This window comes from Pseudomonas protegens (genome assembly GCF_003732485.1).
Taxonomy (GTDB): domain Bacteria; phylum Pseudomonadota; class Gammaproteobacteria; order Pseudomonadales; family Pseudomonadaceae; genus Aquipseudomonas; species Aquipseudomonas protegens_B.
On sequence record NZ_MOAK01000081.1, the window covers coordinates 260,298 to 280,505 of the forward strand.

Sequence of the window (20,208 nt, forward strand, 5' to 3'; positions counted from 1 at the left end):
CGAGGCACTGCACGACTTGCGCATCACTGTGCGACGCTTGCGCAGCTTGTTGCGTCCATTGCGCGGTTTGCCCGGTGTCGAGCAGTTGGAGGCTGCGGCCAGTGAGGTCGGACAGCTGACGACGCCGATTCGTGATCGTGAAGTGCTGGCGGCTTATCTGCATCAGCATGGCCTGCATGTTGCCGCCGAGCGTCGTACAGCCCAGTTGGACGGAGAATATTCGGCGATAGCAGTCGGGCCGCAGTTGGCGCAGTTGTTCCTGGTACTGGATGCGTTTCCGCGGTTTCTACGGGCCTCCGAGCGCCAAGGGCTGCTGCGTGGTTTACGGGGAAAGATTGAAAAACGCCTGTCCAAGCAGTGGAAAACCCTGGGTGAAGCGCTGCGCGATCCTGCCCATGATCGTCATCGCCTGCGACTGTTGATCAAGCGTGTGCGCTACGCCGCCGATGCGTATCCGGAATTGGATCGTTTGCCATCCCAAGCCATGAAACGCCTCAAGGCAGCCCAGGGTGCATTGGGGGATTGGCATGATTGCTGGCAATGGCTGGCCCAGGCCGAACAGCAGATGGACTTGCTGCCCTGTGTAGCTACCTGGCGTAAAACCATGCTCAAGTCTCAGGCCCGCGCCGATCTGGTGCTGGACAAGCTTCATGGCGATTGCTTCAGGAACTGATCACCGTTGTCCGGCTTATCTGTCCGCTGCTTTGGCCAGAATAATCGCTGTGCGGCTCTGCGACGCTGGTTAAGATCCCGGAGTCTATTTTTTTGCCCCCCGAGGTTTTCATGCGTTTCTACGATTTGCTCGAGGCCGTACGCGGCCAACCCCATGCGCTGACCATCCCGGCTGAGTGGGCTCAGGGGCGCGCCAGTTTTGGTGGTCTGGTGGTTGCCTTGCAGTACGAAGCGATGCGGGCCAAGGTCCCACTGGACCGGCCGGTACGCTCCCTGGCGGTCACCTTTGTCGGTCCAGTGTCACCGGATGTACCGGTCAGCTTTGAAGTGGATGTGCTGCGCGAAGGCAAGGCTGTCAGTCAGGTGCTGGGGCGCGCCATGCAGGACGGCCAAGTGGTGACCTTGGTGCAGGGCAGCTTTGGTGCTTCCCGCGAGTCTGCGGTCAGTGTCGGCGCCTTGCCTGCGCCTGAGATGAAGCATTGGGACGAGTGCCAGGAACTGCCCTACATCAAGGGCGTGACGCCGGAATTCATGCGTCATTTGGCAATGCGTTGGAGCATCGGCGGCATGCCCTTCACTGGCAACCGTTCCCGGGACATGGGGGGCTGGGTCCGCCTGCGTGGGGATGTCAAAGAAGAACCGGTGACCGAGGCGCATATCCTGGCGCTGGTGGATGCCTGGCCGCCGGCCCTGCTGCCGCATTTGAACAAGCCTGCGGCGGGCAGCACCCTGACCTGGACCATCGAGTTCGTCCAGCCGTTGTTGTCAGTCAGTACCCTGGACTGGTGCAAGTACCGGGTGGAAATCGAGCATGCCCGGGATGGATACGGGCATGCCGCCGCAGCGTTGTGGAGTCCGGAGGGGCAACTGATCGCCCTGAGCCGGCAGACGGTAACCATCTTCGCTTGAGGCGTCAGTGGCGGTGGCGTTGCAGCCAGGCACGCCACCAGGCGCCGCTTAGAACAAAGCGTGGAAAGGTCACGAACTGCTCCACCAGCAGGCGTTGCACCGCATCTTTGCGATCACTGAATGGCTCGGAGGCTTGTGCCTCCAGGCTATGGCCGTGACGCTGCAAACCCAAGGCAGCCAGCACTCCGAGCACGCCAATGGCCAGGCTCAGGAAACTCAGGGAGAACACTCCCGACGCAATCAACAGAAAACCCACGATGAACAGGGGGACGGCGATCAGGTGCAAAACCAGGTTGGTCGGATGCTGGTGGCTTTGCGGGTAGACGCGCCATTGCCAGGCGGGAAGGTTGGGGTGACGTTTGCCCATGATGATCATCCTTAGTGCTTGAAAACTCATGAACCAAGAATAGGGCGCAGTCGGTTTGGCGGCGAATCAAGGCTGGCTATCGGTTCGATAGCCAGTGGGCCGGGGCAAGTGGATGCGATGGGGCACTCGCTTATGCTGGCGGATCAGAGCTTCAACTGGCCAATGGCCTTGTTCAATTCACCGGCCAGGGTCGCCAGTTCACTGCTGGTGGTGGCGGAAGCAACGGTCTGTTGCACGGTGTTTTCGGTGACATCGCGAATGCTGACCACCGCGCGATTCATTTCTTCGGCCACCTGGCTCTGCTGTTCCGCGGCGACGGCGATCTGAGTGTTGCTCTCGCGCATCTGTGCCACCGCGCTAGTGATTTCCGCCAGTGCCGCCCCGGCTTCCTGAGCCTGCTGCACGCAGTCGTCGGCCTTGAACGAGCTTTCCTGCATGAAGTCCACCGCATCGCGGGTGCCGGCCTGCAGGGCGGATACCATGCCGGTGATTTCGTCGGTGGAGGCCTGTACGCGCTTGGCCAGGTTGCGCACTTCATCTGCCACCACGGCGAAGCCGCGGCCCATTTCGCCGGCCCGGGCGGCTTCGATGGCGGCGTTGAGCGCCAGCAGGTTGGTTTGCTCGGCGATGCTGTGGATGACGTTGACCACGCCGTTGATCTTCTGGCTGTCCTCGGCGAGTTTCTGAATCATCTCGGCAGTTTGCTGCACGCCACTGGACAGCCCGGCTATGGATTTCTGCACCCGTCCGACCACTTCATGGCCGGTGCCGGCCAGAGTGTCCGCGGTTTGCGACAGGTCCCGAGTGGCACCCGCATGCTGGGCGATGTGGTAGACGGTGGCGGACATTTCGTTGATGGCAGTGGCGGCCTGATCGGTTTCGCTCTGCTGGCCGAGCATGCCGTGGCGTACATCATTCATGCTCGAGGCCAGGCGCGCGGCGCCCTGATCCAACTGGCGAGCGGTATTGGCCACGGTATTCACCACCCGTTGGTAGCCGGCCTGCATGGCGTTGAAGGCGCTGGCCATCTGGCCCACTTCGTCCTTGCAGGACAGCGGTACGCGGGCAGACAGGTCGCCGGTCTTCTCGACATGCAGCATGACGTCCTTGAGGGTATTGAGCTGGCTGAGGAGAAAGCGAATCAGCAACTGCGAGGCGCAGAGCATGGCGAACATCAGGATGAATACGGCCACCGCGTAGTTGGTGAAACGGTCGCTGAAGACCTGGGCCAGGCTCGGAGCATGGGCCAGGACCGCGACCTGCTGGCCGTCGGCGCGATGGACGACTTCGGCGCCCAGCAACGGGTTGGCACCGAACAGCGGCATGTGGTTGATCTCGATCCAGCCGTTGGCGCCGCTCAGCTCGGGCAACGCCTGGTCGTTGAAACTGGGTGTCTGTCCCTGGGAGAAAGTCAGTAGGTGTTCATCGGTGGGTAGGGGCTGTCCTGCAGGCCAGGCATTGAGCAGCAGGGCCTGGCTATGGGCGGCGGCCTGGGCGGTCTGGCTACGTGCCTGCTGCTCCAGTTGCACGGCGTACAGCACCAATAACAAGGTGGTGACGAAGGCGACCGCATTGACCACCCAGAATTTGTATTTCAACGAGATATTGCTAAGCCAGGCACCCATAGAAGGTCTTCTCTGATTGAGCGGAACAGTATTGGCAAGGTGCCATTATTGTGCCGCCATGATCTCGGAAAAATCTTGATATGCGTCAAGCAATCTCTGGCAAGCGGAAAAAAGCTCTGGCGCAGGCGGTGCTGTGGTTGGCCAGGTCTGTCGGGTTCTCTTCCCGGTGCAGTGCCACTTCCCTCAAGACTTCAGTCAGGTAGGCCGGTTCGTTACGGCCGTTCTTCGGTTTTGGTCGCAGGCTGCGCGGCAGCAGATAGGGTGCATCGCTTTCCAGCATCAGGCGCCCGCGGGGAATGTTGCGCACCAGTGGGTGCAGGTGGGTGCCTCGGCGTTCGTCGCAGATCCAGCCGGTAATGCCGATGTGCAGGTCAAGATCAAGGTAACTGAACAGCGCCCGTTGTTCACCGGTGAAGCAATGCACCACGGCTGCTGGCAAACGGTCACGAAAGTCCCGCAGGATATCCAGCAGACGCTGATTGGCATCGCGCTCGTGGAGGAACACCGGCAGTTGCAGTTCGGCCGCCAGGGCCAGGTGTTCTTCCAGGACTTTTTCCTGTTGTGGGCGGGGGGAGAAGTCGCGATTGAAGTCCAGTCCGCATTCGCCCACTGCACGTACCCGTGGCTCGCTGAGCAGTGCGCGCAGGCGCCGGGAACTGTCGGCACTCCAGTCGCTGGCAGAGTGAGGGTGCAGGCCCGCGGTGGCGAACAGCCGCTGCCCGTTGGTGTCCAGTTGCTGGCACAGTTCCAGGGCTTGTTCGCTGCCTTCGACGCTGGTTCCGGTCAGGACCAATTGGCAGACTCCGGCCTCATAAGCACGATCGAGAACGGCTTGGTGTTTTTCGGCAAAACAGGGATTGGTCAGGTTGACGCCGATATCGATGAGTTGCATGGTGCTATCTCCGCCTGCGGCCGGAAAGCATATCAGAGCTGTAGATTTATAAGAAAAACCAAGAACTACAACGAGTTAACGCTGTCTTTTGCTGCCGGAAGAACGTAATGCTCAGTCTTTATGCTGTCATTGCGCTTGTCTTTCGCACCCTGCCAGTGCTCATGGCGCTCTGTTTCTGTCGATCAATTCTTCAAAAAACGACGAAGGGTTGAACAGTATTCTTTGCGGAGAACGGATGACCCGACCCTCGATATTGCTCGCGCTGTGCCTGACGTTGTTGCTGCCATTGCCGGCCGTGGCGCGTTTGGCCGGGCCGTCGGAAACCCAGACTGTGGGAAAGGTCCGTGACCTGGCGGAAATCCGCAGCAGTCGGGTGCTGCGGGTACTGGTCAATCAGAGCCGCAATAGTTCCGGTGAGGTCCAGGGCCAGGCCATTGGCATCGAGTATCACCGCCTGCGCTCGTTCGAGCAGTATCTCAATGGCCATGCCCGTGACGGTCAGGAAGTCAGTCTCAAGATCATTCCCAAAGCCAAGGATCAACTGCTGGGCGCCTTGCAGCGAGGAGAAGGGGACCTGGTAGCACCGGGGGAGTTGTTGGAGGCTCAGGCGGGGCACGCGGTGAGTTCCAGTGATCCGATCGCCAGCAATGTTCCCTTACTGTTGGTGGGGATCAAGGGCGAGCGCCGTTATACGCGTATCGAGCAGTTGTCCGGCAAGACCTTGACCCTCACCACCGGCAGCGCCGCCGGAGATGCGGTGAGTCAGATCAATCAGAAACTGGCGCTGCGCAAGCTGGCGCCGATCAAGGTCGAGTGGGTGGACCCCAGTCTGGCGGTGGAAGATGTGCTGGAAATGGTCCAGGGCGGGATCTTCCACCTGACCATTGTCGAGCAGCCGATTGCCGAGCGTTGGAGCAAGATCCTGCCCAAGTTGCGTTTTGACAAGCAATTGAAGATCAGTGAGCCGGGAGAGGAACACTGGTTTGTTCGGCGCGATGCGTCGATGTTGCGGGCAAGTATCGATCGTTTCCTCAAGACCTATAAGACACCGGCGGATCAGGATGTCGCCTTCCTGCGTATCTATCGCCGCCAGTACCAGGTGCATTACCCCCTGGCTCGGGCCGATCGACAGCGTCTTGAAAAACTGCGGCCTGTGTTGCAGAAGCATGCAGGGGAGCAGGGTATGGACTGGCTGAATCTGGCAGCTCTGGCTTTCAAGGAGTCGGCCTTGCAGCCCAATGCCAGGAGTGGCAGCGGCCCAACCGGACTGATGCAGATCACGCCTTCGGCGGCGCAACGGGTCGGCGTCAACAATATCCAGTCCCTGGACAACAATGTTCAGGCCGGGGCCAAGTACCTGGCGATGATCCGTCGCAAGTTCTTTGCCAGCCCCAAACTCAACGAGCGCGAACGCATGGCGTTCGTCCTGGCGGCCTACAACATGGGGCCGGAACGGGTACAGGGAATGCGCAGCGAGGCCCGGCGCCGTGGACTGAATCCCAATCAATGGTTCTTTCAGGTTGAACGTATTGCCATGGAGCAGGTGGGCATGGGCGCGGTCAGCTATGTTAATAGCGTCAACAAATACTATCTGGCCTTTGACCGCGAGCGAGACTCTCTGGAGCCTCAGGAGCGAAAAGTTGTGTCTCGAAAATAATCCAATAAATCGATAGTTATACTGGGGTTTTTACGCTTTTCACATAGTGAAAACTGATTAATATGGCGACCAACTTCCCCACCTTACACAGGACTACAGAGCATGAGCACACCGATCAAAAAACTGCTGAGTACTCGCGCCGGTTATGGCTTGACCATTTTGCGGATCTTCGTCGGCATCATCTTTGCGGCCCACGGTTCGCAGAAACTCTTTGGCTGGTTCGGGGGGGGCGGTCTGGCGGGAACGGCTCAGTGGATGGAGAGTATTGGCCTGGCTCCTGGGTATCTGATGGCGCTGTTGGCCGGTGGTACCGAGTTCTTCGCTGGCTTGGCGCTGGTCATTGGCTTGTTGGCGCGTCCGGCGGCCCTGGGCTTGTCCTTCACCTTGCTGGTGGCGATCTTCTCGGTGCATATCGGCAACGGTTTGTTCATGGCCAATAACGGCTATGAGTTCGCCCTGGCTCTGCTGGGCGGGACTGTTGCGGTCCTGTTTGAAGGGGCTGGCAAGTTGTCTGTGGATGCAGCCATAGCCAAGTGAGTTGACGGGCTTGATTCATCCGCCAAGGTGGTTTTCGGAGGCTCTGGATCAACTGCCCGGAAAATTTCCAAGGCCTGCCAATGCAGGCCTTTTTCGTTGCTGGGAAATCTTGACACTGACCTGTTGGCTTCTCTAGGATGCGGCTTATGCGCCGATTTAAACAGCTACTTGCGGGGCGCCAAGTGAGTCGAAAGATCACTGATAGAAGCTATAGTCAGGCTTCGAAATACCGCTAAAGCGCTGGTTCGGTGTTGCCTCTCACCTGCCCGGCAGAAACTTGAGGCAGAGACACAATACGATGAATGCACCACGCCCCCTTGTACGTCTTGCGCCGATCACGGCGAGTCTTTCCCAGCGCAACCCGAAAATCCTTCTTGGCGGCAAACACCAACCTACGTTGTTGCGTTATCTCGACGGCTGGCCACGGCGTTCCCCGGGCCCCGCGGCCTTTTTGATTCAGTTTGTCGAAGAGGGCGAGTCTCTGGCACGTTTTGCCAGCGATAGCTTTGATCTGGCGGTCATTCCGGCACCCAGTGCAGCGAATGCCGCTGAAGTCATCAGGCAACTGACCCGTGTCGCCCGCCAAGGGCTGATCATTCGCCGCTAGTTGCATAGCGGTTCCGACGGCGCTGTACAGTTTGCTGCTGAACTGCGCCGTATTCAGATCGTGACTCCACTTAACAGATACTGACTGGGACGTTCCCAGTTGCAGCTACTGCTGGGTTATTAATGAAGCGACAACGGTTTGATGTTCAAACTATGGCGTTACGTTTTGCCAGATCGGCCAGCGCCACCAGGTTGGAAATGTTGAAGCGTTTGAGCAAGCGAACCTTGTAGGTACTGACGGTCTTGTGGCTGATCAACAGAGCGTCTGCAATCTGCTGATTGTTGAGGCCGGTGGCCAGGAGCTTCAGCACCGTGATCTCGCGATCGGTCAGGCGCGAGATCAGCACGCTTTCCTGGCTGGCGGCATTGGTGTTCTGCTGCAGGATATTGATGGTGTCTTCCGGGAAGTAGCTGTACCCGGACAAAATGGCTTTAACCGCATTGGCCAGTTCGTGAAGGTTTTCGGTCTTGCACAGAAAGCCTGCTGCTCCGGCTTGTAGGCAGCGCAAGGCGAAGTTCTTCGAATCACTGGAAGTCAGGACCAGGGTTTTTACAAGCAGGTCCGCAGACTTGATATGAGCGATGACCGAAAAACCGTCCAGGTTGGGGATACCCAGGTCGAGGATCAACAGGTCCGGCATGTGCTTTCGTACCAGTTGCACCGCGTCCGCACCGTTGTCGGCTTCGGCGACGATGGTGTGATGGTGGGGTTCCAGCACCGACCTGATGGCCAGTCGAATCAGAGGGTGGTCATCGACGATAATGATGTTGCCCATTTAGTACGTTCCCTATGTTTTTAGAGGTGTTGGTCAGTGTTGGGAGGCTTTGGATAAGTAGGTTTCAAGCTGTGCCGTGGGCTGGGTGCAAACACTGTTGCTTAAAGTGTGTCTTGTGCCGTAAGCCTCGGCTGTTTGGCCCTATGATTGGCTGACCTCTCTGAAATCTAAATCGGACAAATCTGATAGTGCGGCCGGGCTGGGAAAAGGGCGCGCAACAGCCTCCCATGAAAGGCCGAGTGCATCGGCTCATTCAAATAACAGAACAGCATGTACAAGGCTGGAAGGTGACAAACCAATTGAGTACCAAACTCATCACACAGGATGGTTACGACGCTCTGAAGCAGGAGTTGGATTATCTGTGGCGCGAGAAGCGCCCAGATATCACCCAAAAGGTCACTTGGGCCGCGTCACTGGGTGACCGCAGTGAGAACGCGGACTATCAGTACAACAAAAAGCTCTTGCGTGAGATTGATCGCCGGGTGCGTTACATACGCAAGCGTCTGGAAGACATGAAGGTGGTTTCCTACGCACCGGAGCAGGAGGGGCGGGTGTTCTTTGGGGCCTGGGTAGAAGTGGAAAACGACGCTGAGGAAATCAAGCGCTTTCGTATCGTCGGATACGACGAGATCTATCTGCGCAAGGACTATATTTCCATCGACTCGCCCATGGCCAGGGCGCTGTTGAAGAAGGAAGTGGGCGACGAGGCCATCGTTCATACCCCGGCAGGCGAGACCTGCTGGTGGATCAATCAGATCGACTATGTGAAGTAGCTCGCCAGCCTGTACTGGCGAGCTGTTGCTTTTCATCCTTCGCGCAGGACGCTCAATGGGCTGGCGTTCAACGCCCGGCGGGTACCGAAAACCCCGGCCCCGCCCACCAGCAGGGCGCCGATCAGCGGCAGCAGTAACAGCCAGGGATGTGGATGCCAGGGCAGGTCGAAGGCGAACCGGTAAAGCACCAGGCTGACCAGTTCGCTACCCAAGGCCGCCAGCAGGCCGCTGACAGCGCCGAGAAGACCGAACTCGATCCGTCGTGCCTTGACCAGCAACCGCCTCTCGGCACCGAGGGCGCGCAATAACGCGCCTTGGCGAATGCGCTCGTCCAACGTGGCCTGCAGGCCGGAAAACAGCACTGCCATTCCCGCCGCCAGAACAAACAGCAATACGTATTCCACCGCCAGAGTGACCTGGGCCAGGATGCTACGCAGTTGCTCCAGCAAAGCTTCGACTTGAAGAATGGTCACCGCTGGAAATGCCCTCGATAGCTCGACGACCTGCTGGTCGTGTCCCGGACTTAGATAAAAGCTGGTCAGGTAGGTGGCAGGCAGGTCTTTCAGGGTGCCTGGTTGGAAGATCATGAAGAAGTTCGGTTGGAAGTTGTCCCAGTTGATACTGCGCAGGCTGGTAACCCGGGCTTCCCGATTCACGCCCGCGACCGTGAAGGTCAATTGGTCTCCCAGTTTTAGTTTCAGGCTTTGTGCAACCTTGGCCTCCACCGATACGCCGGGCACAGCGTCGGCGGGCTGCGCTGACCACCAGTTGCCTTCGGTGATGCGGTTGCCGGCCGGCAGGTCGGCGGCCCAGGTCAGGCTCAGGTCGCGCTGTACCGCGCGGTCGCCACTGGAATCCTTGCTGACAATCTCCCTCACAGGCTCACCGTTGATGCTCACCAGGCGTCCGGGAACCACCGGATACAGCGGCGCTGAAGGGGCGGAAAGTTGTACCAGACGTTCGCTAAAAGCCTGTTTTTCGGCGGGCAGGATATTCAGTGCAAAGTAATTGGGGGCGTTCTTCGGCAACTGGTTCTGCCAGGTATCCAGCAGTTCGCCACGCAGCAGGGCAATCAGTGCCATGGACAGCAGAATCAGGCCAAAGGCCAGAGACTGTCCGGCCGCCGCCAAGGGATGCCGCAGCAACTGGCCCAGTCCCAGGCGCCAGGGCAGGGAAGAACGGGCCAGCAGACGACGCAGGCTTTGCAGCACCAAGAGCAGTAACCCACCCAGTACCAGCGCAGCTATCAGGCCACCGCCGAGCAGGGCAAAGGTCAGGATCAGATCCAGACTCAGGCGCCACATGATCAGGCCCAGAGCAAACAGGGCCGCGCCGTAGATCATCCAGGTACTGGAAGGAATTGGCAGCAGGTCACGGCGTAATACCCGGAGTGGCGGGACCCGCCCCAAGGCGGCCAGAGGCGGCAGGGCAAACCCTGCCAGGGCCACCAACCCGGTGCCAATGCCGGCAATGGCCGGGAGCAGACCTCCTGGAGGCACGTCGCTGGGCAGCAGGTCATGCAGTAGATAGAACAGGCCAAGTTGGGCCAACCACCCCAGCAGTGCGCCGCCAAGACTGGCCAGCAGCCCCAGAAGTCCCAACTGCACGCTGAACAGCAGCATGGTTTCCCGCCGCGACAGGCCAAGGCAGCGTAGCAAGGCGCTGGCATCGAAGCGCCGGGCTGCGAAACGATTGGCCGATAAGGCGACGGCGACCCCGGATAGCAACACGGCCACCAGACTGGCCATGTTCAGGTAACGCTCGGCCTTGCCCAAGGCCCCCCCAATCTGCTGGTTGCCATCGCGGGCATCCTGTAGTCGCTGGTTGGCCGCTAGGCCCGGCTTGATCAGTTGGCGATAGCTCTCAAGGGCCGGCGCCGGGCCGCGCCAGAGCTCCTTGTAGCTGACCCGGCTGCCGGGCTGGACGACACCGGTGGCTTGCAGGTCGTCCAGGCTGATCAGTACTCGAGGCGTCAGGCTATAGAAGTTGCCAGCTCGGTCGGGCTCGTAGGTCAGGACCCGAGTCAGACGCAGGGGGCGCGTACCGACGTCGATGCTGTCGCCGATCTTCAGATTCAGCGCGGTCAGCAGGCGTGATTCGACCCAGGCTTCGCCGGTTTTTGGACCGCCACCGGGCTCTTCAACGCCATAAGGCGCTGCCGCACTCTTGAGTTGGCCGCGTAGTGGGTAGGCACTGTCCACTGCCTTGATACTCGACAGTTGAATGCCATTGTCAGTGGCGATAACGCTGGAGAACTCGACGATGCGTGCATGACCGAGCCCCAGTGCCTGTCCGCTGTCGAGCTGTTCCGGTCGTGCCGGCGAGCTGCCCTCCAGAAGCAGGTCAGCCCCGAGGAATTCAGTGGCCCGCAGCAGCATGGCTCCGTTCAGGCGTGCGCCGAAGTAACCAATGGCGGTGCTTGCCGCCACAGCCACCAGCAAGGCAAAGAACAGCACCCGTAACTCTCCGGCGCGAGCATCGCGCAACAGCTGGCGCAGGGCGAGGCTGAACAGGCGCAACAGCGGCAGACGTGCCATCAAGGCTCCAGAGGGGCGACCAGCAAGCCCGCTTCAAGACGGATCAGGCGCCGGCAACGATGGGCCAGGCGTTCATCATGGGTCACCAGTACCAGGGTTGTGCCGCTCTCTTTGTTGAGTTCGAACAGCAGGTCGCTGATGCGTTCACCGGTGTGGCTGTCGAGGTTACCGGTAGGTTCGTCGGCAAACAGCACGTCGGGTTCGGCGGCAAAGGCCCGGGCGATGGCCACTCGTTGTTGCTCACCGCCGGAAAGCTGGCGCGGCGAGTGGCTCAGGCGCTGGCCGAGGCCGACCCGTCGCAGCAGCTCGGTGGCCCGCTCTCGGGCGTCGCGGCGGCCATCCAGCTCCAGAGGGAGCATGACGTTTTCCAGGGCGTTGAGGCTGTCGAGCAGTTGGAAGGATTGAAACACGAACCCAACGTGTTCGGCCCTGACCCGTGCCCGCTGATCTTCATCCAGGCGACTCAAGGCTTGGCCGGCGAGAGTGACCTCACCACTACTGGGCAGGTCGAGTCCCGCCAGTAAACCTAGCAGTGTGGATTTTCCGGACCCTGAGGCGCCGACTATGGCCAGACTGTCGCCCTGGTTCAGCTCCAGGCTGAGTTCATGAAGGATGGTCAGTTCACCTTCCGCGCTGGGAACCACTTTGCTAAGGTTCCGCGCAGTGAGAATGCTTGCGCCCATGGAGAATCCGATGCGTGTATGGTTTTTGAGTGCCGGCCTGGCCTTGATGTGCATGGCCCAGAACGCAGCGGCGGGTACGGTCCTGATCGTGGGCGATAGTATCAGTGCGGCTTTCGGCCTGGATACCCGCGAGGGGTGGGTGGCTCTGTTGGAGAAGCGGCTCAAGGACCAGGGTTTCACTGACAAGGTGGTCAACGCCTCCGTCAGTGGCGACACCAGTGCCGGTGGCCTGGCGCGGCTGCCGGCGCTGCTTGCAGAGCATAAGCCTGAGGTGATGATCCTCGAGTTGGGCGGCAACGATGGCCTGCGTGGCCAGCCGCCTCAGCAATTGCAACAAAATCTTGCGTCGATGATCGACAGTGCCCAGGCCGGTGGTGCCAAGGTGCTGCTGTTGGGTATGCAATTGCCGCCCAACTATGGTGTGCGCTACACCCAGGCGTTCGCCCAGGTTTATGGCCAGTTGGCCAGTGACAAAAAGGTGGCTCTGGTACCGTTTTTTCTTGAAGGGGTCGGTGGTCGTCCCGAGCTGATGCAGGCAGACGGTCTGCACCCAGCAGCAGCGGCTCAGGACAAGTTGCTGGAAAATGTCTGGCCGACGCTAAAACCGCTGCTTTGACGCTTTTCTAGCGGCAGTGTTTCGGCTAATGTGGCGCCCCCGATTTGGAGCCCCCGATGCCGCGTCCCGCCTGGTCCCTGTTTGCCTATCAACTGATCGAGCCTGATGAACAGCTTGACCTGTTCGCCTGCCAGGAAGTTCGAGTGCATCTGGTGACGCGTCAGCTGGAGTTGGGCGGTTCCGCCGACCGGACCTTGTGCGGCACCTTGTTGCCCGCGCAACCACGCTGGTCAAGTGTGGATCGGACGATTTTCCAGGATCAGCGACTCTGCCCTTTGTGCCGGGCGATCCTGGAGTCGCAAAAGCGCGGCACCCCGCCGATCTGGCCTGAGTTGCGCTTCGAGCTGTAGACGGTCGATAGCGGACCGTTTCGACAGGGATTTCATGTGCCTGCGCTTGTGTCTCCCGCTTGGCTCCCGCAGTCAGGGGGCGGGGTGTACAATCGCGTTTCTATCACTCGTTGTTCATGCGAAGGATTATCTGGATGTTGCCGCGCCTCCCCGTCGTCACCCGCTGCCTGACACTTGCCGCATTGTGTGTGGCCGGCCCCGTTGCAGCATTGGAGTTGCCTCTACCACCGCCCGGTGAAGACATCGTCGGCCAGGTGCAGGTGATCAAGGCCAAGTACGAAGACACCTTTGCCGACCTGGGCACTGCTTATGACCTGGGGTATCTGGAGATGGTGGCGGCCAACCCGGGAGTCGACCCCTGGTTACCGGGGGCGGGCACCGAGGTCATCCTGCCTACCCGTTTCATCCTGCCCCCCGGGCCCCGTGAGGGCATTGTGATCAACCTGGCGGAGTATCGTCTTTACTACTTCCCCAAGGGGCGGAATGTGGTTTACACCTTCCCGCTGGGCATCGGACGTGAGGGCTGGGGCTCGCCGATCGCACATACCAGCATTACTGCGAAAACCCCGAATCCAACCTGGACTCCGCCGGCGTCGATCCGGGCCGAACATGCTGCCGACGGCGATCCGCTGCCGAGCGTGGTGCCGGCAGGGCCGGATAACCCGCTGGGGCCGTTCAAGTTCACCTTGGGCACGCCCGGTTATCTGATCCACGGTTCGAACAAGAAGTTCGGCATCGGCATGCGCACCAGCCATGGCTGTTTCCGTATGCTCAACAACAACGTGCTGGAAATGGCCGGCATGGTTCCGGTAGGAACTTCCGTGCGTATCATCAACGATCCGTACAAGTTCGGTATCAGCGCTGGCAAAGTCTATCTGGAGGCGCATACGCCTTTGGATGACAAGGGTAATCCTTCAGTGGTCGACAAGCACACTGCGGTGATCAATGCCTTGCTCAAGCGTGAAGATCTGGCCAACAACCTGCGGATGAACTGGGATGTGGTCAGGGATGTAGTGGCGGCCGAAGATGGCTTGCCAGTGGAGATCGCAATACCGATCACGGCGCCGGCAACATCGTTGTCCAGTGCTCCGTTCGATCTGCAGCAGTAAGGGATAGAACAACAACCCGTCGATACCTGCCGGTATCGACGGGTTTTTTATTGCCGATGGAAAATCCCAGGCAATAAAAAGCCGATCCAAAAAATGGATCGGCTTGATAACAATCCCGAAGGACTATTACTTGCGGCTAGCTTTTTCCAGCATACGCAGAGCGCGCTCGTTAGCTTCGTCAGCAGTCTGTTGTGCTTTTTGAGCAGCAGCCAGAGCTTCATCAGCTTTACGATAGGCTTCGTCTGCACGAGCCTGAGCACGAGCTGCTGCGTCTTCAGTAGCAGTCAGACGAGCTTCGGTTTCTTTGGATACGCTGCTGCAACCGGTAGCCAGAACTGCGGCCAGAGCCAGAGCAGAGAATTTCAGAACGTTGTTCATCGTGTTCCCCTTCAAGGACTTTCTATTAGTAGCTATCACCTCAGAGTGAGGAAATAGCCGGCGTACATACTACCCATTACTTGTAGTAAGTAAACTGACGTAGCGCAAGAAGCAAAAAAAATTCTAGGCGGTGATTCTTTTTCGAGCAACTTTTTAAGCGGTTGTATAAAAAATATTCAGCGGCAAGGCTCTGTCAGAGGGTGCTGCTTGTTTGCCAGCATTGGTCTTGGACTTTTCCAGGCGCTGTTTCAGAGTCTAGGCTAAAGTCGATCTATATTGTGGCGATGGCACTTTTGTTCAGAATCTGCAGAACCTTGACCTATCTTTATCCATCTTGCCGGTGACTTTAAGAAGCGGCGCTCGTCTTAAGTTTCAGCATCCGGCGATGTATAGCCTCAACGCCTTTTTGCACTGGTCCAGACGGTGGACTCTGCAAGGCTTGCTGAGGGCGTTTTGCGCTGATCTGTGACGAGTGTGGCTTGAGCATTTGTGCCAAGGGCGCCTACTATTTTGTAACGTGCTCGTGATGTGAGAGCGATGCCTTCTACGCGGCATCCGGCAGGCACGAGGTGGCGTAAGTTGTTCCTTCGCCGGAAAAACATCGGTAAGGTAGGGGTCAGCATTCCAGACCCGCAAGGAGTAGTGATGAGCGAGGCGTTGTCCATCCACCATGACCAGGCTGGTCATCAGTTCGAGACCAATGTGGACGGTCATCGTGCCTACCTGACCTATATGGACCTGGGTAAGCAAACCCTGGATATCTACCGCACCTTCGTGCCCAACGCATTACGTGGGCGCGGCATTGCCGCGGCGTTGACCGAGCAGGCACTGGAGTACGCCGAGCGTATGGGCTACACAGTGATTCCATCCTGTTCTTATGTAGAGCGCTACATGGAGCGTCATCAGCGTCACGCTGCAAAGCTCTGATCGAGGCGACTATGAAAAACGCCGGGCTTGGCCCGGCGTTTTTGTGTCTGGCGAAAAGGATCAGCTGCGTTCGCGTTTCGGCAGTACGTCCTTGAGCTTGGCGTGCATGTTGCGCAGGGTTTTTTCGGTGCTTTCCCAGTCGATGCAGGCGTCGGTAATCGAGACTCCGTACTGCAGGTCTGACAAGTCCTTCGGAATCGCCTGGCAACCCCAGTTCAGATGACTTTCCACCATCAGGCCGATGATCGACTGGTTGCCTTCCAGTATCTGGTTGGCAACGTTCTCCATGACCAGAGGTTGCAGCGCCGGGTCCTTGTTGGAGTTGGCATGGCTGCAGTCGATCATGATGTTCGGCTTGATCTTGGCCTTGCTCAGGGCTTGCTCGCAGACAGCGACACTCACCGAGTCATAGTTAGGCTTACCATTGCCGCCACGCAGTACCACGTGGCCGTAGGCGTTGCCTTTGGTGGTGACGATCGATACGCCGCCTTGTGGGTTGATTCCCAGGAAACGATGCGGGCTGGATACCGATTGCAGGGCGTTGATCGCCACAGTCAGGCCGCCGTCGGTGCCATTCTTGAAGCCCACGGCCGACGACAGGCCGGAAGCCATTTCCCGGTGGGTCTGGGATTCGGTGGTGCGGGCACCAATAGCCGACCAACTGATCAAGTCCTGCAGGTATTGCGGGGAGATCGGGTCAAGGGCTTCAGTGGCAGTAGGCAGGCCCATTTCCGCCAGGTCCAGCAACAGTTGCCGGCCGATATGCAAACCGTCCTGAATCTTGAACGAGTCATCCAGGTAAGGGTCGTTGATCAGGCCTTTCCAGCCTACGGTAGTACGGGGTTTCTCGAAGTACACCCGCATTACCAGATAGAGAGTGTCGGAAACTTCCGCCGCCAGGGCCTTGAGCCGTTCGGCGTACTCGTGGGCTGCCTTGATGTCGTGGATCGAGCAGGGCCCAATGACGATGAACAGACGGTGATCAGTGCCGTCGAGGATGTTGCGGATCACTTCGCGACCCTTGGTCACGGTGTGCAAGGCGGTGTCGCTCAGCGGGATGTCTCGTTTGAGTTGATCAGGGGTGATCAGGGTCTCGTTGGAGGCGACGTTAAGGTCGTTGATCGGTAAATCAGCCATCGTGTTACTCGTCAGGTCACGGGTGCCGGCCGCCAGCGATCCCCGCGCGGCGGAGCACAGCGGATTTGAGCGCGTCGGGGAGCGGAACCTTAGCGCGTTACCCGGTGACTCTACAATGGGCAGGCGGCGGTTTTATTGGGCTAAGGCTGCACAAAAGCCTGGTGCACGCGGTCTTCGGAATAGTCCTCTGCGTGCTGCTCGACCCAATTCAGGGCCAGGGCCTCGATGCATTGTTGTTCGCTCTGAGGTTCATGCAGGCGACAGTACCGGGCAATCTGGCACACCTGTTCACCCATGCGGGCGCCGAACAGCGTTTGCTCATCGACGAAAGCGATGCCCACCAGGTAGCCGCGCTTGCGCTTCAGGCACCAGGCGACATAGCCGTTGTAGCGGGCATTTTCCCCCAGCGTCGGCATATACACTTCAAGTGCGGTGCCGTGGCGCCAGGCACGGTGGTAATTGCATGCCATGCCACCGAGGCTGATAGTGTGCAACCGCTGACGCGAAATGCAGGCGTATTTACGCAGGGTCAGTTCAACCGGAACATCATCAGGATGAGGCAAAAAACGTCCCATGACCGCAGACTCCGAGTGTCGTCCATTTGACATTGTTTCCCCCAGTATAGTGGTCGAATTGGAACTGACAGACTTCGATATCGACCAGCAATTGCTGGGCCTGGACGGCGTTTCCCTGGTGCTTTTTACCAGCGTCGGCTGCTCCAGTTGCCGTTGGGCGCGGACGCAATTGCCGGGGCTGGGCTTGCCGGTCGATCGGTTGTGCTGGGTCGATGCCGCTGACAACGGCGGCGCGGTGGAGCGCTATCAGGTGTTTCATCTGCCGGCCCTGTTCGTGGTAAGCGATGGTGAGTTTTATGGGGCGTTGCAGTCGCGGTTGACGTACAAGGAGCTCTCTGAGGGCCTGCGTCAGGCGCTTAATCGAATACCAGAGGAGTTGCCTTGATGGATGCAGGTCGTAAACCGCGTGTGGGCATTATCGGGACCGGAGCGATCGGAGGTTTTTACGGGGTGATGCTGGCACGTGCCGGTTTCGACGTGCACTTTCTATTACGCAGCGAGTTCTCGACGGTGGTGGAGCAGGGGCTGCAGGTCAACAGCGCTCAGCACGGTGCGTTGAGCCTGAAACCGGTGCAGGCATACGCCAGCGTAGAGGAGATGCCGCCTTGTGATTGGCTGCTGGTGGGGGCCAAGACCACCAGCAACGTCCAGTTGGCACCGGCGATCATTCAGGCGGCGGCACCTGATGCCAAGGTTCTGTTGCTGCAGAACGGTCTGGATGTTGAAGATGGCCTGCGCGCCGTACTCCCCGAGTCTCTGCATCTATTGGGTGGCTTGTGCTTTATCTGTGTCCATCGTGCGGGGCCCGGTCAGATCGAGCACCAGGCACTCGGTGCGGTCAACCTGGGTTACCACAGCGGTCCGGCAAGCGCCGATCCGGCGTTGAGCCAGGCTATTGTCGAAGAAGGCGCGGCGTTGTTTCGTGAAGCCGGGCTTGATTCCCAGGCCATGGGCAACCTGCATCAGGCGCGTTGGCAGAAGCTGGTGTGGAATGTGCCTTACAACGGTCTGTCGGTACTACTCAAGGCCAGCACCACGCCGCTGATGGCCGACCCGGACAGTCGCGAGTTGATTCAGGACCTCATGCAGGAAGTGCTGCAGGGGGCTGCGGCTTGTGGCCATGTCATTCCGGATACCTACGCACAGCAATTGTTCAAGTCCACCGAGCACATGCCCGACTACTGGCCGAGCATGTACCATGATTTCCTGCACCAGCGCCCTCTGGAATTGGCAGCCATCTACGCCGCACCTTTGGCGGCAGCCAGGGCCGCTGGCTGTGAATTGCCGAAAATCCGGGCGTTGTACCAGGCCTTGAGTTTCATCGACCGGCATCACGCTTGAGCTGATTAACTGACGGGGACGGAATATGGCAAAGGGCCTGGATGGCAAGTTGGTGGTGGCGATTTCGTCACGGGCGCTATTTGATCTGAGCGACAGCCATAAGGTCTATCTGGCCCAGGGTGTGGAGGCTTATAGGCAGTATCAGATCGAACACGAGGAGGAGATCCTCGAGCCGGGCGATGCCTTCCCTCTGGTGAAGAAGTTGCTCAGCCTCAATGCCAGCCTGGGGCGTGCGCGGGTCGAGGTGGTGCTGGTTTCGCGCAACAGTGCCGACACCGGTCTGCGGGTGTTCAACTCGATCCAGCATTACGGCCTGGGGATTTCTCGTGCGGCGTTCGTCGGCGGCCGCAGTCCCTACCCCTATCTGGCGGCCTTTGGCAGCGATCTGTTTCTCTCCACCCATGCCGATGATGTACGCAGTGCTCTGGAGGCCGGGTTTGCCGCTGCGACCATCCTCTCCGGCGGCGCCCGGCGCGCCGCCAATGGCGAGTTGCGCATCGCCTTCGACGGTGACGCCGTGCTGTTTTCCGATGACTCGGAACGGGTCTACCAAGCCGGTGGCCTGGAAGCCTTTCAGGCCAGTGAACAGCAGTCGGCCCGGGAGCCATTGCCGGGCGGGCCGTTCAAGGGCTTTCTAGCAGCACTCAATCTGCTTCAGGGCGAGTTTCCCAACGATGCCTGCCCGATTCGCACGGCCTTGGTCACTGCACGTTCGGCACCGGCCCATGAGCGGGTGATCCGCACTTTGCGCGAGTGGGACATTCGTCTGGACGAGTCCTTGTTCCTGGGCGGCCTGGAGAAAGCGGCCTTTCTCGAAGCCTTCGCCGCCGATGTTTTTTTCGACGACCAGGCCGGGCACTGCGAGTTGGCCCGAGAGGTGGTCGCCACCGGTCACGTGCCCCACGGCATCAGCAACGAAGCCAGGGATTGAGCCCTAAAATCCCAGGTTTGGCGTCGAACCTCCCACAGTTCCAGGCACTGCTAAGCTGAATCAATCTCCGCCATCTTGGCAGTTGAGGAGGTCATATGATTCGTTCGATGCTGTATGCCACCGACCTCGGTCTGTATGCGCCCTTTGTAATGCAGCATGCCCTGGAGCTGGCTCGAACGTTCAATGCCGACTTACATGTAGTGCACGCGGTGGAGCCCATGGGGCTATTTGCCGAATCGGTGTTGCAGAGCTATCTGGATGAGCAGTCCTTGAACGAGTTTCACCGCCAGGGCTTGAGCACGGTAATGGCCAATATCGAGCAGCGGGTGCTGGACAGTTTTCGTGAGGAGTTGGGGGAGGGGATGCAGGATCTGACCTTGATCCAGTCGGTGCGGGTCCTTCAAGGCGATCCATCCCAGGTGATTCTGGATCAGGCGGCGAAACTCTCGGTGGATTTGCTGATCGTAGGAAGTCACAGCCACGGGGTAGGTGCGCAAACCCCTTTGGGGCGTACGGCAGCACGGGTTTTGCAACTGGCCAAAGTGCCGGTTTACCTGGTGCCTCTGGTGCAGCGTCGGCGTCAGGGGGATATCTGAGGGCAGAATGGAAAATTCTGAATAAAAGTTCTAGATTTATTCTCCTGACCATTAATATAGTTATATACCGTCGCTGATACCCGTGGCGTCTACCTGCTTTGAGGGATTCATATGAAGCTTCAACAATTGCGCTACATCTGGGAAGTGGCGCACCACGACCTCAACGTCTCCGCTACCGCCCAAAGCCTTTACACCTCACAACCGGGTATCAGCA

The 20,208-nt window shown here is 59.1% G+C and carries 23 protein-coding genes and 1 pseudogene; 15 read left to right on the top strand and 9 right to left on the bottom strand.

Translation table 11 applies throughout. The features are described from left to right. The coding region (locus BLX41_RS25020; RefSeq protein WP_259745157.1) for a CHAD domain-containing protein at nt 1-673 on the top strand (673 nt) is incomplete at its 5' end. 110 nt (nt 674-783) lie between these two features. After that, nucleotides 784-1,581, top strand: coding sequence for an acyl-CoA thioesterase (locus BLX41_RS25025; RefSeq protein ID WP_123727039.1), 798 nt, complete (start codon nt 784-786; stop codon nt 1,579-1,581). A 4-nt stretch (nt 1,582-1,585) separates the two neighbouring features. Here the strand turns inward: BLX41_RS25025 and BLX41_RS25030 are convergent, their stop codons facing one another. The 3 genes from BLX41_RS25030 to BLX41_RS25040 all read right to left on the bottom strand — a co-directional run bounded on the left by BLX41_RS25030 (nt 1,586) and on the right by BLX41_RS25040 (nt 4,465). Beyond that, nucleotides 1,586-1,948 (bottom strand): terminase, encoded by a 363-nt coding sequence (locus tag BLX41_RS25030; RefSeq protein WP_123727162.1) that lies wholly within the window; start codon nt 1,946-1,948, stop codon nt 1,586-1,588. A gap of 143 nt (nt 1,949-2,091) precedes the next feature. After that, nucleotides 2,092-3,573 carry a methyl-accepting chemotaxis protein gene (locus BLX41_RS25035; protein ID WP_123727040.1) on the bottom strand — a complete coding sequence of 494 codons (1,482 nt, stop codon included), beginning with the start codon at nt 3,571-3,573 and terminating at the stop codon, nt 2,092-2,094. Between the two features lie 85 nt (nt 3,574-3,658). Continuing rightward, nucleotides 3,659-4,465 carry a TatD family hydrolase gene (locus tag BLX41_RS25040; protein ID WP_123727041.1) on the bottom strand — a complete coding sequence of 269 codons (807 nt, stop codon included), beginning with the start codon at nt 4,463-4,465 and terminating at the stop codon, nt 3,659-3,661. 235 nt (nt 4,466-4,700) lie between these two features. Here BLX41_RS25040 and BLX41_RS25045 point away from each other — a divergent pair, with 235 nt between their 5' ends. The 3 genes from BLX41_RS25045 (at nt 4,701) to BLX41_RS25055 (ending at nt 7,266) form a co-directional block, all read left to right on the top strand. Next, nucleotides 4,701-6,122 carry an MltF family protein gene (locus tag BLX41_RS25045; RefSeq protein ID WP_123727042.1) on the top strand — a complete coding sequence of 474 codons (1,422 nt, stop codon included), beginning with the start codon at nt 4,701-4,703 and terminating at the stop codon, nt 6,120-6,122. 102 nt (nt 6,123-6,224) lie between these two features. Then, on the top strand, nt 6,225-6,659 hold the full coding sequence (locus tag BLX41_RS25050) for a DoxX family protein (RefSeq protein ID WP_123727043.1): 435 nt from the start codon (nt 6,225-6,227) through the stop codon (nt 6,657-6,659). A 298-nt stretch (nt 6,660-6,957) separates the two neighbouring features. After that, nucleotides 6,958-7,266, top strand: a complete 309-nt coding sequence (locus BLX41_RS25055; protein ID WP_123727044.1) for a class I SAM-dependent methyltransferase — start codon at nt 6,958-6,960, stop codon at nt 7,264-7,266. A gap of 145 nt (nt 7,267-7,411) precedes the next feature. On the opposite strand, the gene BLX41_RS25060 is transcribed toward BLX41_RS25055, so the two are convergent. Then, complete coding sequence (locus BLX41_RS25060) at nt 7,412-8,041, bottom strand: response regulator transcription factor (protein WP_123727045.1); 630 nt, start codon at nt 8,039-8,041, stop codon at nt 7,412-7,414. 299 nt (nt 8,042-8,340) lie between these two features. On the opposite strand from BLX41_RS25060, the gene greB reads away from it, so the two are divergent. Then, entirely contained in the window at nt 8,341-8,814 is a 474-nt protein-coding gene (gene greB, locus BLX41_RS25065; protein WP_123727046.1) for a transcription elongation factor GreB, read from the top strand. A gap of 32 nt (nt 8,815-8,846) precedes the next feature. On the opposite strand, the gene BLX41_RS25070 is transcribed toward greB, so the two are convergent. Both BLX41_RS25070 and BLX41_RS25075 read right to left on the bottom strand, forming a co-directional pair. Next, nucleotides 8,847-11,351: an ABC transporter permease gene (locus BLX41_RS25070; protein ID WP_123727047.1), complete on the bottom strand. Its 2,505-nt coding sequence runs from the start codon at nt 11,349-11,351 to the stop codon at nt 8,847-8,849. After that, on the bottom strand, nt 11,351-12,034 hold the full coding sequence (locus BLX41_RS25075; RefSeq protein WP_102860886.1) for an ABC transporter ATP-binding protein: 684 nt from the start codon (nt 12,032-12,034) through the stop codon (nt 11,351-11,353). Before BLX41_RS25075 ends, BLX41_RS25070 begins: the two co-directional genes overlap by 1 nt. A 10-nt stretch (nt 12,035-12,044) precedes the next feature. Here BLX41_RS25075 and BLX41_RS25080 point away from each other — a divergent pair, with 10 nt between their 5' ends. The 3 genes from BLX41_RS25080 to BLX41_RS25090 all read left to right on the top strand — a co-directional run bounded on the left by BLX41_RS25080 (nt 12,045) and on the right by BLX41_RS25090 (nt 14,109). Beyond that, nucleotides 12,045-12,650 carry an arylesterase gene (locus BLX41_RS25080; protein WP_185073769.1) on the top strand — a complete coding sequence of 202 codons (606 nt, stop codon included), beginning with the start codon at nt 12,045-12,047 and terminating at the stop codon, nt 12,648-12,650. 56 nt (nt 12,651-12,706) lie between these two features. Beyond that, the gene (locus BLX41_RS25085) at nt 12,707-13,000 is read left to right on the top strand and encodes a hypothetical protein (RefSeq protein WP_007931378.1); all 294 of its coding nucleotides are present in this window, start codon (nt 12,707-12,709) and stop codon (nt 12,998-13,000) included. 134 nt (nt 13,001-13,134) lie between these two features. Continuing rightward, a complete protein-coding gene (locus BLX41_RS25090; RefSeq protein WP_123727049.1) occupies nt 13,135-14,109 on the top strand; it encodes a L,D-transpeptidase family protein in 975 nt (324 codons plus the stop codon). A gap of 126 nt (nt 14,110-14,235) precedes the next feature. On the opposite strand, the gene oprI is transcribed toward BLX41_RS25090, so the two are convergent. After that, nucleotides 14,236-14,487 carry an outer membrane lipoprotei OprI gene (oprI, locus tag BLX41_RS25095; RefSeq protein WP_003448337.1) on the bottom strand — a complete coding sequence of 84 codons (252 nt, stop codon included), beginning with the start codon at nt 14,485-14,487 and terminating at the stop codon, nt 14,236-14,238. Nucleotides 14,488-15,132: 645 nt separating this feature from the next. Between oprI and BLX41_RS25100 the strand changes: the two genes are divergently transcribed. Further along, nucleotides 15,133-15,414, top strand: coding sequence for a GNAT family N-acetyltransferase (locus tag BLX41_RS25100; protein ID WP_011062548.1), 282 nt, complete (start codon nt 15,133-15,135; stop codon nt 15,412-15,414). Between the two features lie 60 nt (nt 15,415-15,474). Here BLX41_RS25100 and BLX41_RS25105 read toward each other — a convergent pair whose 3' ends face one another. Together BLX41_RS25105 and BLX41_RS25110 are read right to left on the bottom strand one after the other, a co-directional pair. Then, nucleotides 15,475-16,551: a 3-deoxy-7-phosphoheptulonate synthase gene (locus BLX41_RS25105; RefSeq protein WP_123727050.1), complete on the bottom strand. Its 1,077-nt coding sequence runs from the start codon at nt 16,549-16,551 to the stop codon at nt 15,475-15,477. Nucleotides 16,552-16,691: 140 nt separating this feature from the next. Beyond that, nucleotides 16,692-17,126 (bottom strand): PilZ domain-containing protein, encoded by a 435-nt coding sequence (locus BLX41_RS25110; RefSeq protein WP_102860889.1) that lies wholly within the window; start codon nt 17,124-17,126, stop codon nt 16,692-16,694. Between BLX41_RS25110 and BLX41_RS25115 the strand changes: the two genes are divergently transcribed. The 5 genes and pseudogenes from BLX41_RS25115 to cysB all read left to right on the top strand — a co-directional run. Beyond that, nucleotides 17,125-17,511, top strand: coding sequence for a YbbN family protein (locus BLX41_RS25115; RefSeq protein WP_123727051.1), 387 nt, complete (start codon nt 17,125-17,127; stop codon nt 17,509-17,511). The two genes, BLX41_RS25110 and BLX41_RS25115, sit on opposite strands and share 2 nt — an antisense overlap. Beyond that, nucleotides 17,511-18,467, top strand: coding sequence for a putative 2-dehydropantoate 2-reductase (locus BLX41_RS25120; RefSeq protein WP_123727052.1), 957 nt, complete (start codon nt 17,511-17,513; stop codon nt 18,465-18,467). The genes BLX41_RS25115 and BLX41_RS25120 overlap by 1 nt, the downstream gene beginning before the upstream one ends. 25 nt (nt 18,468-18,492) lie before the next feature. Next, a complete protein-coding gene (locus BLX41_RS25125; RefSeq protein WP_123727053.1) occupies nt 18,493-19,398 on the top strand; it encodes a 5'-nucleotidase in 906 nt (301 codons plus the stop codon). 95 nt (nt 19,399-19,493) lie between these two features. Further along, nucleotides 19,494-19,994: a universal stress protein gene (locus BLX41_RS25130; RefSeq protein WP_123727054.1), complete on the top strand. Its 501-nt coding sequence runs from the start codon at nt 19,494-19,496 to the stop codon at nt 19,992-19,994. A gap of 111 nt (nt 19,995-20,105) precedes the next feature. After that, a pseudogene (cysB, locus tag BLX41_RS25135) lies at nt 20,106-20,208 on the top strand (HTH-type transcriptional regulator CysB); the annotation flags it as partial.